The sequence below is a fragment of the Arthrobacter sp. 18067 genome (assembly GCF_902706295.1).
Lineage (GTDB): Bacteria > Actinomycetota > Actinomycetes > Actinomycetales > Micrococcaceae > Arthrobacter.
This window is the reverse complement of sequence record NZ_CACSJJ010000001.1, coordinates 381,564-398,378: the sequence shown is the minus strand read 5'-3', so window position 1 is coordinate 398,378 and position 16,815 is coordinate 381,564. Positions and strand designations below refer to the sequence as shown.

Here is a 16,815-nt window from a genome sequence, read left to right as displayed (position 1 = left end):
AACTCGCGGCAGCAATCATCTCCTGCATCGTGATCGAAGCGGTAGCCGTGCCATCGGCGGTCCGGGTCCTATTTCCCGGTGAGTTCGGCCGGTCGCCGCCTCAGGGTCTTGGTGATGGAGAGCTTGCTGGAGTACTGGATGGATCCGTAGCGGAACAGGTGAACGGCCAACCGCAGGATCAGGACGCCGAGGATGAAAAGCATGGCAATGATGAAGATCGCTTCCCCGGTGCCCAGGGTTCCAAATCCGTTTCGAAGCATTGCGGTGACCGGCGCGGAGAGCGGGAAGTAGGTGAACACCTGCACGATGGGCGCGGTAGGGTCCGAAAGAATCAGGCTGATCGCGTAGAACGGGACAAAGATCAATGCCATCAGCGGGCCGAAGATGACACCGGCCTCCTTCGCGGTGGGCATGACCGCTCCGATGGCGACCAGCACTGCGGTGAACAGGGTAAACCCATTGAGGAGCAGCAGTGCGCCGATGATGAGCGGGCCGGGTTCGAAAGTCAGTGAGGACAGATCGAAGTCGGGCATGGCCAGCCGGTCTCGGAAGAAGACGTAACCGACAACGACTGGGGCCAGGAAGACCGAAACCTGTACGAGGCCTACCAGGAACAGGGAGATGATCTTCCCGACAATGAGCGTGGTCGGGTTAAGGGTGGTCAGGATCATCTCGGTGACCCTGTTTTCCTTCTCTTCAAGGGTGCTGTTCAGCATCTGGTTGGAGAGCAGCAGGATGACAACGTAGAACAGCAGCAGGAACATCAGGGGTGGCAACGCGGAGCCGAATCCTCCCGAAACGTTCCCATCCCGGAACGTCTCGGTCTGGACCTTGACTTCACCGCCGGCGGCGGCCGTGAGTTCGGGGGAGTTGATGGTGGTTTGCGCCGCAACAGCCAATAGTTGTTTTGCGACCGCCTCGTAGGTGTTGTTGGCGAACACGCCTCTGTCGGTGCCGTAGACCTTGACGGTATCAGTGGCCGGGTTGGCCGGGTATGCGAAGTACGCATCGCTGGTGCCGGCCCTGACGGCGGAAAGCGCGGTGTCAGGATCGGACGCCTTGCTGCCGCCCATGGCTGCCGCAGCCGCCTCGGAGATGATTCCTGACTCGTCCGTGTAGGTGAAGTTCAGGGACGCGTTCTTTTGGGCCTGGGCAGTGGCGGACGTGGACGTGTTGCTGGCGAAGATCAGTACGAAGATGATGGCCATCACCACAGGTATGGCGAGGGTTGCGATCCAGAAGCGTGGCTTTTTCACCGTTCTGGTGAACTCGAAGCCGACCACGGTGCCGAGATTGTGGCGGCTCAGGGGAGAGCGCTTGGTGGGTGCGGGAGCAATGGCTGGCGAAGGTTTGGTGGTGGTACTCATCTCAGGCCTCCGCCAAGGTGTTTTGTTCGCCGTAGACGCTGATGAAGATGTCCTCCAGGGAAACCCGTTCGGTGGTGAAGCTGCGGACTCCAACGCCGGAAGAGATGAGCTCCCGCAGCACCGCCGTCTCCGTGGCGCCGTCCCTGGGGGCCAGGTCTGCCGTCCCCGGACCGTGGGAGACGATCTCGAAGAGGTCGGAAGCTGGCAGGGCTCCTTCAAAAGACAGCCGATATATAGTGCCACCGAACTGGTCCTGGACCTCCGAAACCGTTCCGTAGGCGCGTGAGGTGCCGTCCTTGAGGAGGATCACCCGGTCACAGAGGCGTTCCACTTCTTCCATCTGGTGCGTGACCATGATGACGGTCGCCCCGGCGAGTTTTTGTTCTTCTATGATGTCCATCAGCAAGCGCCGGTTCACGGGGTCGAACCCCTTGGTCGGTTCGTCCAGGATGAGGAGCTCCGGGTTGTTCATGATGGTTACACCCAGTTGGATCTTCTGCTGCTGGCCACCGGAAAGCTTGTCCACATTCAGGTTCGCTTTGTCCGCCAGTTTCACCCGCTCCAGATACTCCAGGGACCAGGTACGCGCCTCTGCTTTGGACAGGCCTTTGAGCCTGCCGAAGTAGACCATGACGTCCAGGACGTGTTCCTTCTTGTACAGGCCGCGTTCTTCCGGCAGGTAACCCAGCCGGGCACCGTCACGGGGTTCGAAGGGTTTTCCATCAATGTGCAGGGTCCCGGCGGTGGGCTGGTAGATGCCCAGAAGCGCCCTGAGCGTGGTGGTTTTTCCCGAGCCATTACTGCCCAGGAACCCAAATGTTTCCCCGGCCTGGACATCGAAGGAGAGGTCTTTGATGACCGTTGTCTCCCCGAAATCCATCCTGAAGTCTTTGATGTGAACCAGCGGCTCGGTGGCCGTGCCCCCTGCAGTCATGTCTTTCACTCTATAAAGAATCTCGGAGAAAGCGCGTCACGATTCGGTTCCAGCTCACACTGTCACCGTTAGGGGGTCTCTGTTCGTTGTTGATTCAGGTCAGGTGGTCGAAATCGCCCCGCACCCAGGCAGCGTGCCTCTGAGCCGAATCGTGAAGTGCTGCCTTGGCACCGGACGCGATGACGTTGTTGAAATTGCCGTAGATGCGGTCAAACGCGAGCCCGCCCAACTGCGCGGCGATCCGCAATGCCACAGCGCCGGACAGCGGCAAGCGATTCGGGTAACTGCGCATGAATGAAATCGAGCGACGATCGGGATTGGGAAACACGCTGTCGCCGGTAAGCAGAACCCCCTTCCCGTCTGCACCTGCGGGCCAGTGGGCCACCGCACTGCCTGGGAAGTGCCCTCCTGTCTGCTGAAGCGTTATCCCTTCGGCGATAGGCCTGCTCCCTGACCAATAGCTTATGTTCGGATCATCGCGTCCCAGCCATTGACGGTCTGCATCGGCCACCAGCACAGGGACGCCCCCAAGCCTCCGTGACCATTCGACCTGCACGCCGAACATGTGGGGATGGCTGGCGGCGACCGCCAGTACAGGACCCCGCTCAAGTACCGCCTTCACGGCGTCGTCGTCGACGTATCCCACGGGGTCCCACAGCAACGAACCCACGGATGTCACCACCAGCTGGGCAGTCTGGCCGATTCCGACTTTTGGTTCAGTACTGATCCCGATAAGTCCCGGCTCGGTCTCCTCCAACGTTATTCTCTGGCCAGCCAGCATCAGCTCCTCCAGGCTGAGCCATTTTTGTCCTTCGTCGGGCACATACTGCCGTTCATCGGTACAAATGGGGCAGAGCTCCGGGATGGCTTCGTCACGCTCAACGGCACAAGCCGCGCAGATCAGCATGGGTGGTCCTTTCCGCCAAAATAAGGGTCCTGCTGTCCGCCTTGCGCCGCAGGCTGGTGGGCCCAGATTATTGCACGGGAGCACTTGCCAGGAAGGGCAGTGCCAGTCCAAACAGTGTTGCCAAACCAAAGCCACAGGATCACAGTGGGATACGTCAGGTCACGAACACGATCAGGGAACCGTGCAGCCGCCGTGGAGGTCAACCATGAGCACCACTTCCGACAACGTCTACCAAGCACCAACCTCAGACGAAGAACCGCAGCTTAAACGCGTTCTGGGATCGAAACTGCTGCTCCTGTTCATCGTCGGTGACATCCTTGGAGCGGGCGTCTACGCAGTCACCGGGACCATGGCCGGAACAGTCGGGGGCATCGTATGGCTCCCATTCCTTCTCGCCTTCATCGTCGCGACGCTCACTGCATTCTCCTATTTGGAACTGGTGACGCAGTATCCCCAAGCGGCGGGTGCGGCACTTTATACGCACAAAGCATTCGGGATCCACTTCGTCACGTTCCTTGTAGCGTTCGCCGTCGTCTGTTCCGGCATCACCAGCGCATCCACATCCGCCAACGTCCTTGCCCAGAACCTGTTCGGAGGTTTGGAGGTCAACGGCTGGATGGGCGCACCGGACAGGGGGCTGATTACAGCTGTTGCCCTTGGCTTCATGCTGTTGCTCGCAGTGATCAACCTGCGCGGTGTCGGCGAGAGCGTGAAGTTCAACGTCGTGCTGACGTTGGTCGAGGTCGTCGCCTTGTGCATCGTGATCGGGGTCGGCTTCTTCGTGATGGCCCAGGGAACCGGGAACATCCAGGAAATCACTGTTTTCACGGACTACCAGGACAAAGGATTATTCCTGGCCGTCACGGCTGCCACGTCCATAGCCTTTTTCGCGATGGTCGGGTTCGAGGACTCCGTCAACATGGTGGAGGAGACCAAGAACCCGGAGCGGATCTTTCCACGCACCATGCTGACGGGCCTTGGCATCGCCGTGCTCCTCTACATGCTGGTGGCAGTGTCTGTTGTCAGCGTGTTGTCCCCCGCGGAGCTCGGCGAGATCAGGGAATCCGAAGGGGCGGCCCTCCTTGAAGTCGTCCACAAGGGTTCCCCGGATTTCCCCATCGACAAAATCTTCCCGTTCCTGGCAGTGTTCGCGGTGGCCAACACGGCGCTGATCAACATGCTGATGGCCAGCCGCCTGATCTACGGAATGGCCCGCCAGAACGTCCTGCCACGAGGCCTGGGCAAGGTATTGCCGGGCCGCCGTTCACCGTGGGCCGGCATCACGTTCTCCACCATTCTGGCTTTGGGATTGATCTTGTACGTCAGCAGCGATCCGGGAAGCAACATCGTGGCCAACCTGTCCGGGACCACGGCCTTTCTGCTGTTGTGCGTCTTCACTGTGGTCAACGTGGCCTGCGTTGTGCTCCGCCGCAAGAGGGACCCGAACCGCAAGGTCTTCTTCACCTCGCCAGGGCAACTGCCGCTGGTGGCTGCCGTTCTCTGCGCTTTCCTTGCTGGTCCGTGGGTGGGCAGGAACCCCATCCAATACCAGGTGGCCGGTGGGCTGATGGCCATCGGAATTGTGCTCTGGTTCATCACGTGGCTCATCACCAGAAAGTCCAACACCAAAGTGGGGCCCGGCGACCCGGAGCAGGGACCTCCTGCCATTGGTACCTGATCCTCAAGGGACCGGCCTGAGGAAGGATGCGTTACGCAGGCCAGCCATCCAGCCACGTCAAGACAGCCTGGATGAATTCCGCCGGTGCGATCCTGTGGATGTTGTGCCCGACATTCAGTGTGACCAGGGCGCAGTCCGGAATGAGCGTCGCAACTTCCTCAAGCAACCCTTGGGGAATGTGACTGCTTGCTCCGCCGCCGATCAGCAAGGTTGGAACCGTGATATCAGGCAAGTACGCCCACCACCGCCGTGACGGGTCGTTGATCTGCCCTGCGATGGCCGGGACGGCTGCCCAGTCGAAAGACAGCCCGCCTTCCGGTCGTTCGGGCAGGGCCCGGTCCCGTGGATAAGGCGGAGGCGCGTCCTCGACAATCAGGCGGGCAATCCTGCCGGGCTGGGCCTGGGCAAGGAGATAGGCAACCACCCCACCCATCGAATGCCCCACCAAGGCAATGTCATGAAGGTCGAGGGCATCCATGACGGCAGCCACGTCATCGCGCATCAGCTCAAAGGTGTACTGCCCGCTCCGACCGCTGTTTCCGTGGCCGCGAAGGTCCAGGGAAAACACATGGAAGTCCGGGCAGAGGGCGGCAGCCACGGTGGACCAGTCCGCGGCGTTTTCACCCAGCGCGTGCAACAGCACCATTGCGGGGGAGCCGGGATCGCCGGTCTCGTAAACGCTGATGGGGACGCCGCTTGCTCCCGTGACGGTGTGCACCTTCACCGGGTCCATCTCCATAAAGGTAGCCCCCTATGACCTGAATGCCGGCTACGGCGTAGGACTGCCGCCGTTGACGTTCAGGGTTTCCCCAACCACATAGCTGGATTCGGGTGAGGCAAGGAAAACGTAAGCCGGGGCCAGTTCCGCGGGCTGTCCCGCGCGGCCCAGGGGAGTGGAGTGTCCGAACTCCGGCAGCGCTTCCTTGGGTTGGCCGCTGCTCACCTGCAAGGGGGTCCAGATGGGTCCGGGTGCTACGGCGTTGACCCGGATGCCCTGGGGCGCCAGCTGCTGGGCCAACCCCTTGGTGAAGTTGTTGATACTGGCCTTGGTGGTTGCATAGTCCACCAGCGTGGGGGACGGGTTGTAGGCCTGTATGGACGTGGTGTTGATGATGGTGGAGCCCGCGGGCAGATGGGGAAGGGCGGCCTTGGTCAGCCAGAACATCGCGTAGACATTGGTTTTCAGTGTGTGGTCGAATTGCTCGTCTGTGATGTCCGCGAGTTTTTCCTGTGCCACTTGCTTGCCGGCGTTGTTGACCAGGATGTCGACTCCGCCCAGGGCAGCGACGGCGGTATCCACCACTTCCCGGCACGTCGCGGGGTCTTTGAGGTCGCCGGGCACTCTGACCGCCTTTCGGCCGGCAGCTTCGATGATGCCTGCGATTCGGGCCGCGTCCTCTTCCTCTTCGGGCAGGTAGGAAAGTACGACGTCCGCTCCCTCCCGGGCGAAAGCAATGGCCGTAGCGGCGCCGATCCCCGAATCTGCCCCCGTGACGATCGCCTTGCGTCCTTCCAGGCGGCCGGTCCCGCGGTAGCTCTCTTCGCCGAGGTCCGCCTTGGGTGTCAGCTCCGCATCCAGCCCGGGTTCGGGTTGGTGCTGTTTCGGTGGCGAAATTTGCTCGTAGGCGGTGACAGGGTTTCGGAACGTGTACTGATCGGTCATAGTGGTCCTCCTGTTGTCTACGGAAAAGGCGTGTCTACTGGTAACGCGCACCACAAGCTAAGGAAGCTTACGATTCCACCCTAGGCATGCAGGGATACGTCTGCAAAGTCCTGAGGTGAGTGCCTAGTTCCCGCCGGTGGGAGAAGCGTCCGACGGCGGGAGGTCGCCGTCGTGAGCTTGGTGCGCCTGGGGTGGGCTGCTTTCGAGCGGATGCGGAAGGTTGGGAAGCCGTCCTTCCTTGTGCTGCAGCTGTCGAAGTGCCAGCAACGGAAACAGCAGTACGGAAAGCATTCCTGCGCCAACCAATGCCGACGAGATTCCGCTGGTGATGAAGCCGTGCTCCCGGCCTATGGTGGTCACGGCCACGATAATCGGCAGGCCTGTTGCTCCAAACAGCATCAGGGATCGTTTGGCGGCCCTGGTCGAGCCGCGGGGAGCGGCAAGCAAGGATGGCAGGCCGCGGATGACCACCAGGAGGACCAGGAACAGGGGGACCAGCGCGAGAGTTGCCGGGCTTGATGTCAGAGCGCCGAGATCAAAATCAATGCCGGTATCGATGAAGAAGACTGGAACCAGGAAGCCGAAGGCAACGGCGTCGATTTTTGTCTCGATGACCCGCCGGTCAACTTCAGGTGCCCGTGCAATGATGACCTGCCAGAGGACACCTGCGGCGAAGGCACCCAGCAACATGTCGAGCCCCAGCACCATGCTCAGGACAACCAGTGAACTGAGAATCAGCATGATGGACCGCATGGCGAATTGGCTGCTGGTGTGGAGGGTCCTGGTGACTTGGGCATGGAACAACGTGTGCTTCGCCCGTGAGGCGTAGAAGATGGCGACACCGGTCAGGAGAACGAAGCCCAGCAGCACAGCTGACGCGGTGCCCACCTGCTTGCCGGTGAAAAACAGCGAGATCGCAATCAGCGGACCAAACTCTCCAACGGCACCCAGGGCTGCAACGGCAATCCCCGTTGGCGACTTGGATTCGCCGGCGTCGCGGATGATGGGAAGCAGAGTGCCCAGGGCGGTGGAGCACAGGGCTACGCCGATGATGACGGCAGCCTCCGGAGCGGGAGCCAGGACAAATCCGGCGCCCACCCCGGCCGCCAAGGAGATGACCCAGCCTGCCGAGGCTCGTTTGATGGGGCGGCCACGGATTGCCGTGAAATCGATCTCGTTTCCTGCGACAAAGAAGAGCATGGCCAGGCCGAAGTCCGCCAAAGTGTCAGTGAACGGGGTGGATTGGATCCAGCCCAAAAGGCTGGGGCCCAGCAGGATTCCCAGGAGAATCTCGAACACCACGATGGGCACCTTGATTACGGGATCAAGTAACCGGACGGCAATGGGTGCTACAACAGCCAGTGCTGCGATCAGGACCAACGACGCGGACAGGCCTTGCATGTCAGGACCCCGGCCGCCCTGGCCACTCCTTGCCGGCCCACGGGTCGTAGTCGGCAAGGAGTTCTTCCTGTCCCGGGCGTTCGCCTTCCGGAACATGCTGCAGGTTCACGCGCACCCTGTACCAAAGCGAGCTGGAGCCCCTCATTCCGTCAACAAGGACGTCAGCCGGGTGCAATGCCGATACGAGAGCCGGGTGCCTCGCTTTCCATTCTTCCAAAGCAGTGAGGGCCTCGGGCTTGGTCTTGGTCCGGGCCACCTCGATGAGCGGCATCATGGACATCCTGCGGCCGGAGCCATCCCCGCTCCTGGGCGCCTTCTCGGCGGGGCCCAGTTCGGCCGCCAATGCCAGCAGCCCATCGAGCGAACCTGCGGCGTCGTCTATGCCGGCGTGCGGATCGCCGACGTCTGAGAAGCGGTCGGGCACGGTACGCACGGTGAACTGGTCCGGCCGTGCCGTGCGCACTTCATTCCAGGTGAGCGGTGTTGAGACGCGGGCATCCGGCAGTGAGCGGACCGAGTAGGCGGAGGCGACGGTTCGGTCCTTGGCGTTCTGGTTGAAGTCGACAAAGACGCTTTCACCCCGTTCCTCCTTCCACCACCGTGCGGTGGCGAGGCCGGGGGCGCGGTTTTCCACTTCGCGGGCAAGGGTTTCGGCGGCGAGCCGGACGTCGCGGTATGACCATTCCGGGGCGATCCGGACCAGGATGTGGAGTCCTCGCGAGCCGCTGGTCTTCGGCCACCCCACCAGCCCGACGTCGTCGAGGACCTCTTGCGCGACGTATGCGGTGTCGACGATCTGCGACCAGTCCACGCCCGGCATAGGGTCGAGGTCCACCCGAAGCTCGTCCGGGTGGTCCAGGTCCTCGGCGCGGACGGGATGTGGGTTGAGGTCAAGGCAGCCAAGATTGACCACCCAAGCCAACCCTGCTGCGTCCCGGATGACGGTCTCTTCGGCCGATGTCCCTGATGAGTAGTGCAGGGTTGCGGTGTCGATGAAGGGCGGGTGGTTTTCGGGCACGCGCTTTTGGAAGAACGGCTCAGCGTCGATGCCCTTGGGAAAGCGCTTGAGGACCATTGGCCGGCCACCGGCCCCACGGAGCGCGCCTTCTGCGACAGCAAGGTAGTAGCGGACCAGATCGAGTTTGGTCAGCCCGGGTTCGGGAAAAACCACCTTGTCCGGATTCGAGATACGAACCTCGGCGCCGTCAACGTCGAGGATCTCCGCTGGGGTCTTGGAGGGGCTCATGCGGTCACGCTAGCAACGAACAGCTGTCCCAGCCAGAGGAACTGAACAAAAAGTGGTTCAATGGCACACCCGCACGCCCCGGAATTCCCGAACTGGCATTTAAAATATAAGTAGGTATGGTGATGGTAAAGCACCAACGAACGGAGTGATGGAATTGTCAGGAAAATCCCCAAGCGGAGCAAAGTCGAAAAAGTCTGGAAAGACCATCCTGGAGAAGCGGGCGGAAAAGAGGGCAAAAGCTGAGGGTAGCGAAAATGTCTTCTCGAAACCGCGAAAGAACCAGCGGTAGCCATGGGCAGCCGCGGTGTGACGGTGGGGTTTTAAGCCGTCCGCAACCCTAGCTGTTGACGCCAGGCAAGTCCTCGGGGCGTATTAGTCGTGATTGATTAATCGATGAGTTTATGAAAGCGCATAAATGAAACAAAAAGTCTCGGCAATTATTGTTCCTGCACGGATCTTCCTGCCAATTCGTGTGGAGTGGATCGAGCATGACCTTGATTTCCGGCAAAAACTGGTAAAAGGAAATGTGGAAACAATCAATGGCAGGGGCTGGCATGTTCTCCTGAATGATGAGGCAAAGTTCCTTCCCCTGCCCCTCAACCCGCGCGCAGAGGTGTTGATCCGCGAAGCGGGCCTCCAGATTGAGGACACCGTCAGTGGCGACGCCGTCTTCCTCGGACATGCAATCAACGGTGAGGACACCTGCGTCCCGGGACACCTGTTGACCATGGCCGAACGCCTCTTCGAGACGCGTTTGGCGGCCTAGCAGCCATCCAGCCGACGCAAAGCCAAGCCGACTATATTTGGCCGTGTCAGCCCACCACCACAAACTGAGGGAGTCTGCACACTATGGCCAAGGAACTCGCCACCCAGCTCATCGAACAACTCCAGGCTGCCGGCGTGCAGCGGATCTACGGAATCGTCGGTGACAGCCTCAACCCGATCGTGGACGCTGTGCGCCAAACCGGAGGTTCTGCGAACGGAGGCATCGACTGGATCCATGTACGCCATGAGGAGGCGGCCGCGTTCGCCGCCGCTGCGGAGGCGCAACTAACCGGCAAGCTCGCAGTATGTGCAGGATCCTGCGGTCCCGGCAATTTGCATCTGATCAACGGCCTGTATGACGCCAACCGCACCGGGGCCCCCGTTCTGGCCATTGCCTCCCACATCCCGAGCAAGCAGATTGGATCCGGATTCTTCCAGGAAACGCATCCGGACAGGCTCTTCAATGAGTGCTCGGTGTATTCGGAGCTGGTCAGTACGGCCGAGCAGGCGCCGCGCGTGATGCACAGCGCCATCCAGAACGCCATTGGCCTTGGGGGAGTCGCTGTGGTTACCCTCCCCGGTGACATTGCCGGCCTCGAAGCCACAGCCCCCACACCCCTGCCAGCCACGTTCCGGCGCGCCAGCCTGGTCCCCGACCCTGACAGCGTCCAGGAACTGGCTGAAGCCATTAACGACGCCGGTAAGGTCGCCATTTTCGCCGGTGCCGGCGTCGAGGGCTCCCACGGGGACCTCATGGCGCTGGCCGAACTGATCAATGCGCCCATTGGCCATTCCCTCCGGGGCAAGGACTTTGTCCAGTACGACAATCCGTTCGACATCGGCATGACCGGACTGCTCGGCTATGGCGCCGCAGCGGAGGGCATCGAGGACGCGGACCTGTTGATCCTGCTGGGTACCGATTTTCCGTACGACCAATTCCTGCCCGATACCCGGACAGCCCAAGTGGACCGGGCGGCGCAGCGGCTGGGGCGGCGGACCGACGTCGACATTGCCGTCCATGGTGACGTGCTGCCGACGCTCAAGGCGCTGCTGCCCCTGGTGCAGCCCAAGAAGAACCGCCGGTTCCTCGATCAGATGCTCAAGAAGCACGATCGCCTGATGAATAAAGCAGTGGGCGCCTACACCCGCAAAGTAGAGAAGAAGCAGCCGATCCACCCCGAATATGCTGCCTCGTTGCTGGACCAGGTTGCAGCCGAAGACGCCATCTTCACGGCCGATACCGGCATGTGCAACGTCTGGACAGCCCGGTACATCAACCCGTTGGGTACTCGTCGGCTGATCGGTTCCTTCCTGCACGGCTCCATGGCCAACGCCCTTCCGCATGCGATCGGGGCGCAAGTGGCCTATCCCGGCCGCCAGGTGGTCTCCGTCTCCGGCGATGGCGGCCTGTCCATGCTGCTGGGCGAGCTCATCACCGTTGCGGCGCACAAGTTGCCAGTGAACGTGGTGGTGTTCAACAACTCCACCTTGGGCATGGTCAAGCTGGAGATGCTGGTGGACGGACTTCCCGACTTTGGAGTGGATGTCCCGGACGCCAACTACGCCGGGGTAGCCAAGGCGTTGGGCTTCCACGCCGTACGCGTCACGGACCCGGAGGACATCGAGGCGGCGTACAAGGAGGCCTTTGCCCACCCCGGACCGTCGTTGGTGGAACTGATGACGGATCCGAACGCGCTGTCCATTCCGCCGAAAATCTCGGGATCGCAGGTCATTGGGTTCGCTACTGCCATGTCCAAGGTGGTCCTGAACCGGGGCGCGGGCGAGGCTGTGAGCATGGCGCGAAGCAACCTGCGCAACATTCCGCGGCGCTAGCTCACTGCCCGAGCGAGGCGGCGAGGTATGGTGCCGTCCGGCTTGCCTTTGAGCGTGCGACGACGGCGGGCGGGCCAGCGGCGATTACCGTGCCGCCGGCGTCGCCACCGCCGGGTCCCAGGTCAATCACCCAGTCAGCACCCGCCACGACGTCCATCCCGTGTTCCACGACGATCACGGTGTTGCCGGCATCGACGAGCCTGTTGAGCTGCTTCATCAGCAGTTGGACGTCAGCGGGGTGCAGGCCGGTGGTGGGTTCGTCCAGCAGGTAAAGCGTGTGGCCACGCTGAATGCGCTGTAATTCGGTGGCGAGTTTGATGCGTTGCGCTTCCCCGCCTGAGAGCTCCGTGGCAGGCTGTCCCAGCCTGAGATAACCCAGCCCAACTTCCTCCAGGGTCTGGAGGCTTCGCGAGACGGACGGGAGGTCGGCGAGGAAGCCAGCGGCTGTGGTGACGGTCATCCCCAGGACCTCGGCGATGTTCCGGCCACGGTAGGTGACTTCCAAAGTGTCCGGGTTGAACCGGGAACCATCGCACTCGGGACAGGGGCCGTAGCTTCCTGGCAGGAAGAGCAATTCAACCGCCACGAATCCCTCGCCCTGGCACGTTTCGCAGCGGCCTCCGGCGACGTTGAAGGAGAATCTCCCTGCGCCGAATCCCCGGGCACGGGCGCCGTCCGTAGCCGCGAATTCCTTCCGCACACCGTCGAAGAGGCCCGTGTAGGTGGCCAGGTTGGAGCGCGGCGTGCGGCCGATGGGCTTCTGGTCAACTTTCACGAGCCGGTCGAGCCGGTGCAGTCCTGACACGGACCCGGCGTCCGTTGCCGTGGTGGGAGCCTCGGCGTCTGTTGATTCCGGATGCAGTTTTGCCCCCACAAGGTCGGCCAGGACCTGGCTGACCAGCGTGGACTTACCCGAGCCGGAAACGCCGGTCACGGCCGTGAGCACGCCCAAGGGGAACTCGACCCCCAGATCGCGGAGGTTGTGCCGGGTGACCCCTCGAACGTCCAGCGACTCAGTCCAGGATCGAGGACTGCGGTGAGTTCTTCTCCCATTGCCTGGGAAGAGGAATGGCTTGGTCACGGAACCGTGCACATGTTCCAGCCCGTCCACGGGGCCGCTGTAGAGGACCTGCCCGCCACCTTCGCCCGCTTGGGGTCCCACGTCCACCAACCAGTCAGCGGCCCGGACGAAGTCCATGTTGTGCTCCACCACGAAGACGGAGTTCCCGGAGACCTTGAGCTGATTCAGGACGTCAAGCAGGGGCTCGGCATCAGCTGGATGAAGCCCGGCGGAGGGTTCGTCGAGGACGTAGATGACGCCGAAGAGGCCGGAGCGCAGTTGCGTTGCGATCCTGAGCCTTTGCATCTCCCCGGGGGAGAGAGTTGGTGTTGCACGCCCAAGCGCCAGGTAGCCCAAGCCCAAATCAAGTAACACGGTGACCCTGTTGAGCAGGTCCCGGGTGATGGCGACGGCAACCTCGTTGCTTTCTCCCGAAGTGTGGGAGCGGGAAGCCGTCCCGGCGCTGGTGAGTTCTGTAGTGGGCCGGATGACCGCCGCCAGTTCGGTCATCGGCAGGGCATTGAGTTCGGCGATGGTCTTTCCGGCGAAGGTGACTGCGAGCGCTTCGGGCCTGAGTCCGCTGCCTTCGCATCCCGGACACCGGCCGGTCTCCATGAAACGCAGCACCCGGTCCCGCATGGTGGTGCTCTTGGAGTCTGCGAGGGTGTGGAGGACGTAGCTCTTGGCGCTCCAGAACCGGCCTTTGTAGGGCTTGGCTACACGGTCACGCTGGGGTGTCACTTCCACCACTGGCTGTTCTTCGGTGAAGAGGATCCAGTCGCGGTCTTTCTTCGGCAGCTTCTTCCAGGGTGTTTCCACGTCGTAGCCCAGGTGGGTGAGGATGTCACGGAGGTTTTTGCCTTGCCAGGCTCCGGGCCAGGCGGCGATCGCGCCGTCCCTGATGCTGAGGGATGGGTCGGGCACCAGGGATGATTCGCTGACTGTGTGTGCGACGCCCAGGCCGTGGCACTCGGGACAGGCTCCGGCGGCCGTGTTGGGGGAGAAGGCGTCAGAGTCCAGCTGGCTGACGCCTTCCGGGTAACTTCCGGCGCGGGAGAAGAGCATGCGCAGGGAGTTGGAGAGCGTTGTTACTGTGCCGACGCTGGAGCGCGCGGTCGCCGTGCCGCGGCGTTGTTGGAGTGCGACGGCGGGTGGCAGCCCCGTGATGGACTCCACCTTGGGATTGTGGCCCTGTTGGATGAGCCGGCGGGCATAGGGGGCCACGGATTCGAAGTAGCGGCGCTGGGCTTCGGCGAAGATGGTGCCGAAGGCGAGGGAGGATTTTCCTGAGCCGGAGACTCCGGTGAAGGCGACGATTGCATCCCTGGGGACGTCCACGTCCACGGTGCGGAGGTTGTTCTCGCGGGCTCCCCGGACTCTGACGAAGCCATCTTCAGGGTCTGCAAACTGTGGGGTCGGCTGGTGGGGAACGGGCCGCTGCGAATTTCTCAGTTTACTGTCCATTGGAATGACTCTATCGGCGTCCGGGCCGGGCACGCGTGGAACAGACCCTAAGTTCGCCCTTGGCGCTACCCGGTGGCAGAGATGAAGTGGTGCGTACCGGCCGATGCCGTGTGCCTTGTTCCATCGGGCAGTTCGATGGTGGCCGCTACGCCGCGGGGGATGCCGACCTGCAGGGTGAATTTACCGCGTTCGATCTGCCAGGCAATGCTGATGCGGCCATGTAGCGTCTCGACGGCGGCACACGCCGAGGTGATGCCCCCGCCTGGTTGTGGGGCAATGGTCACTGTTCGGTAGGCAGTCCCAGTAACATCCGGGTTCTCCGGCAGGCGGATTCCGGCCACGTGCGTGTACAGGAATGAACCCACCGCACCCTTGCTGTAGTGGTTGAGGGAACCCCGTGCCCCGCCGCTGGTGATCCCGTCCCACCACTCCCACATGGTGGTGGCGCCGGCGTCGAGCATTCCCAACCAGGATGGTGTGCCGCCCGTGAGCAGCAGTTCATAGGCGACATCGGGGTAGCCGTGGTCGGCCAGGGTTGGCAGGAGGAGGCCGGTGGCGAGGAACCCTGTGCCGAGGCGGTTGTGATTTTGCCGGATCAGTTCCACGAGCCGGGCGGCGGTCAAGGGTTGGAGGGCGGGCGGAACCAATCCAAAGGCGAGCGCCCGCACGTAGTGTCCTTGGGATTCTTCGCTGAGGCGGCCCTTGCTGTCCAGGTATTCTGCCTGCCACGCGGCGAGCACGTGGCCGGCCAGTGTTGCGTAGCGGGTCTCGGCCCGGGAATCGCCGAGTACGGTCGCTGTCCGCGCCAACAGTGTCGCGGATCGGTAGAGGAAAGCAGTGGCAACGATGCCATGATCGCGGGAGGGGTCGGGATTCGGTGGGGTATCGGGCTCGAGCCATTCGCCGAAGTGGAATCCGGTGTCCCACAGGTATTGCTCGTGGGGCAGGGGGATGGGCCGCTCGGCTGACCGGTCAAGGTGGCGTCCGTCGGCTGCGGAGCTGGCGGCGTAATCGACCCAGGCGCACATGGACGGAAACGCCTCCGCCAGTATTTCCCGGTCACCGTAGGCCCGCCACAGCGACCACGGGACGAACACCGCAGCATCGCCCCAACCGGCCGAGCCGGTAGCGAGGTCTTCGAAGACGTTTCCTGACGGTCCGTCGCCGGCAGGATTGGGCACAACCGTGGGAACACGGCCGTCCGGCCACTGATCAGCGACCAGGTCACGCAGCCACTTGGTGCTGAAACCGGACACATCGAACATGAGGGCGGCAGTATCGACGAAGACCTGCCAATCACCGGTGAAGCCGGACCGTTCGCGCTGTGGACAGTCCGTAGGAACATCGCAGGCATTTCCCCGGAAGCTCCAGAGGATGGCGTCGTGAAGGGAATTCAGCCGGGGATCGCTGCACTCAAACGTCCCCGAGCGCTTGAGGTCCGTGTGGACCACCACCGCGGTGATGTCCTCCGGGGGGATGGGTCCTGCCCTGCCTTCAATCTGCACGTACCTGAAGCCATGCGTTGTGTGCCGTGGCTCGAACACATCACTGGGGCGTCCTGCGGAGATCACCTCGTCGATTTGGCCCGCGGGCAGGGGAGCCTTGCTGGCGAAGTCAAAAGCTTGGATGTTCGTGGTGGACAACAGGCCGGAGTCGTCAAGGACCTCACCATGCCGCAGTGTCGTCCGGGTGCCTTCCGGACCGAGTCCTCCCAAACGGACCCACCCGTTGATGTTCTGGCCGAAATCCACCACCGTCACACCTGGGGCGGGTGCGGCAATGCTGACGGGGCTGAGTTCCTCAGTGCGCCGGACGGGCGGAGCAACCGGCCGCACCAGGCGATCGCGGTTGTCGTAGAGCCCACCGTGGCGGGCGACGACCGGAAGCCAGCCATCCGCCGTCGTGGTGTCGCTTTGGCTGCGGAAGCGCCGGAAGTCCACCGTTTGTCCGTCCATGAGGTCTGCCCTGGTGATGTGGCTTTCGCTTGACTCCCAGGTTTCGTCGCTTGCTGCCAGCACCCCCGCGGGTGAGCAAACGGAGGCGAGGAAGGCAGTCTCCGTGCCAAAGCCGTCGGCCCGACGCTCGAAGCCATGCCGGCCCCGGAACCAGCCGTCGGAAAGCAGGGCAGAGATGGCATTCATTCCCTCAACCAGGAGGTCCGTGATGTCCCATTCCTGCACCTGGAGGCGCTTGCGGTAGGAGGTGAAACCAGGGGTCAGCTCTTCGTCTCCCACGCGGGTGCCGTTGATGAACAGTTCATAGATGCCGTGGGCTGTAGCGGTGACCGTCGCAGTCCCCTGGGCAGGAGACCAAGCGAAGCTGCTTCGCAGCCAGTACGCGGGCCGGGTGCCTGCTTTGGTCGGATGTAGTTCAGCAGGATGTGTCTCTGAGGGCGATATCCAGGAGGCGTGACGCAGGGCTTCGCTGGGGGAATCGGGGAACTCGTGGTCATTCAAGGGGACTCCTCTGGGGCTGGACGGCCTGGCCTGGACGTTGT

The 16,815-nt window shown here is 62.5% G+C and carries 12 protein-coding genes; 3 read left to right on the top strand and 9 right to left on the bottom strand.

The annotated features are described in order from the left end of the window. Positions 1 to 68 precede the first annotated feature (68 nt). The 3 genes from GVL04_RS01700 to GVL04_RS01690 form a co-directional block, all read right to left on the bottom strand. Complete coding sequence (locus GVL04_RS01700; RefSeq protein WP_159698574.1) at positions 69 to 1,367, bottom strand: ABC transporter permease; 1,299 nt, start codon at positions 1,365 to 1,367, stop codon at positions 69 to 71. Between the two features lies 1 nt (position 1,368). After that, a complete protein-coding gene (locus tag GVL04_RS01695; protein WP_159698571.1) occupies positions 1,369 to 2,301 on the bottom strand; it encodes an ABC transporter ATP-binding protein in 933 nt (310 codons plus the stop codon). 94 nt (positions 2,302 to 2,395) lie between these two features. Further along, a complete protein-coding gene (locus GVL04_RS01690) occupies positions 2,396 to 3,208 on the bottom strand; it encodes a hydrolase (RefSeq protein WP_159698568.1) in 813 nt (270 codons plus the stop codon). Between the two features lie 205 nt (positions 3,209 to 3,413). Between GVL04_RS01690 and GVL04_RS01685 the strand changes: the two genes are divergently transcribed. Next, positions 3,414 to 4,886: an APC family permease gene (locus GVL04_RS01685; RefSeq protein ID WP_159698565.1), complete on the top strand. Its 1,473-nt coding sequence runs from the start codon at positions 3,414 to 3,416 to the stop codon at positions 4,884 to 4,886. A 31-nt stretch (positions 4,887 to 4,917) separates the two neighbouring features. On the opposite strand, the gene GVL04_RS01680 is transcribed toward GVL04_RS01685, so the two are convergent. The 4 genes from GVL04_RS01680 to ligD all read right to left on the bottom strand — a co-directional run bounded on the left by GVL04_RS01680 (position 4,918) and on the right by ligD (position 9,196). Next, positions 4,918 to 5,625 (bottom strand): alpha/beta fold hydrolase, encoded by a 708-nt coding sequence (locus tag GVL04_RS01680; RefSeq protein ID WP_200846712.1) that lies wholly within the window; start codon positions 5,623 to 5,625, stop codon positions 4,918 to 4,920. Positions 5,626 to 5,655: 30 nt separating this feature from the next. Then, positions 5,656 to 6,549 carry a glucose 1-dehydrogenase gene (locus GVL04_RS01675; protein ID WP_159698562.1) on the bottom strand — a complete coding sequence of 298 codons (894 nt, stop codon included), beginning with the start codon at positions 6,547 to 6,549 and terminating at the stop codon, positions 5,656 to 5,658. A gap of 123 nt (positions 6,550 to 6,672) precedes the next feature. Then, positions 6,673 to 7,950, bottom strand: coding sequence for a cation:proton antiporter (locus GVL04_RS01670; RefSeq protein ID WP_159698559.1), 1,278 nt, complete (start codon positions 7,948 to 7,950; stop codon positions 6,673 to 6,675). Position 7,951: 1 nt separating this feature from the next. Further along, the gene (ligD, locus tag GVL04_RS01665; RefSeq protein ID WP_159698556.1) at positions 7,952 to 9,196 is read right to left on the bottom strand and encodes a non-homologous end-joining DNA ligase; all 1,245 of its coding nucleotides are present in this window, start codon (positions 9,194 to 9,196) and stop codon (positions 7,952 to 7,954) included. 415 nt (positions 9,197 to 9,611) lie between these two features. Here ligD and GVL04_RS01660 point away from each other — a divergent pair, with 415 nt between their 5' ends. Together GVL04_RS01660 and GVL04_RS01655 are read left to right on the top strand one after the other, a co-directional pair. After that, positions 9,612 to 9,962, top strand: a complete 351-nt coding sequence (locus GVL04_RS01660; protein WP_159698553.1) for a DUF3846 domain-containing protein — start codon at positions 9,612 to 9,614, stop codon at positions 9,960 to 9,962. An 83-nt stretch (positions 9,963 to 10,045) separates the two neighbouring features. Continuing rightward, the gene (locus tag GVL04_RS01655) at positions 10,046 to 11,794 is read left to right on the top strand and encodes a pyruvate dehydrogenase (protein WP_159698550.1); all 1,749 of its coding nucleotides are present in this window, start codon (positions 10,046 to 10,048) and stop codon (positions 11,792 to 11,794) included. 1 nt (position 11,795) lies between these two features. Here the strand turns inward: GVL04_RS01655 and uvrA are convergent, their stop codons facing one another. Further along, positions 11,796 to 14,318, bottom strand: coding sequence for an excinuclease ABC subunit UvrA (gene uvrA, locus GVL04_RS01650; protein WP_159698547.1), 2,523 nt, complete (start codon positions 14,316 to 14,318; stop codon positions 11,796 to 11,798). Positions 14,319 to 14,383: 65 nt separating this feature from the next. Next, positions 14,384 to 16,774 carry an alpha-L-rhamnosidase gene (locus GVL04_RS01645; protein WP_159698544.1) on the bottom strand — a complete coding sequence of 797 codons (2,391 nt, stop codon included), beginning with the start codon at positions 16,772 to 16,774 and terminating at the stop codon, positions 14,384 to 14,386. Positions 16,775 to 16,815 lie beyond the last annotated feature (41 nt).

Bases quoted from the DNA above. Each gene is read 5' to 3' on its own strand.
- GVL04_RS01700 (WP_159698574.1), bottom strand. From the start codon at position 1,367: ATGAGTACCACCACCAAACCTTCGCCAGCCATTGCTCCCGCACCCACC.
- GVL04_RS01695 (WP_159698571.1), bottom strand. From the start codon at position 2,301: ATGACTGCAGGGGGCACGGCCACCGAGCCGCTGGTTCACATCAAAGAC.
- GVL04_RS01690 (WP_159698568.1), bottom strand. From the start codon at position 3,208: ATGCTGATCTGCGCGGCTTGTGCCGTTGAGCGTGACGAAGCCATCCCG.
- GVL04_RS01685 (WP_159698565.1), top strand. From the start codon at position 3,414: ATGAGCACCACTTCCGACAACGTCTACCAAGCACCAACCTCAGACGAA.
- GVL04_RS01680 (WP_200846712.1), bottom strand. From the start codon at position 5,625: ATGGAGATGGACCCGGTGAAGGTGCACACCGTCACGGGAGCAAGCGGC.
- GVL04_RS01675 (WP_159698562.1), bottom strand. From the start codon at position 6,549: ATGACCGATCAGTACACGTTCCGAAACCCTGTCACCGCCTACGAGCAA.
- GVL04_RS01670 (WP_159698559.1), bottom strand. From the start codon at position 7,950: ATGCAAGGCCTGTCCGCGTCGTTGGTCCTGATCGCAGCACTGGCTGTT.
- ligD (WP_159698556.1), bottom strand. From the start codon at position 9,196: ATGAGCCCCTCCAAGACCCCAGCGGAGATCCTCGACGTTGACGGCGCC.
- GVL04_RS01660 (WP_159698553.1), top strand. From the start codon at position 9,612: ATGAAACAAAAAGTCTCGGCAATTATTGTTCCTGCACGGATCTTCCTG.
- GVL04_RS01655 (WP_159698550.1), top strand. From the start codon at position 10,046: ATGGCCAAGGAACTCGCCACCCAGCTCATCGAACAACTCCAGGCTGCC.
- uvrA (WP_159698547.1), bottom strand. From the start codon at position 14,318: ATGGACAGTAAACTGAGAAATTCGCAGCGGCCCGTTCCCCACCAGCCG.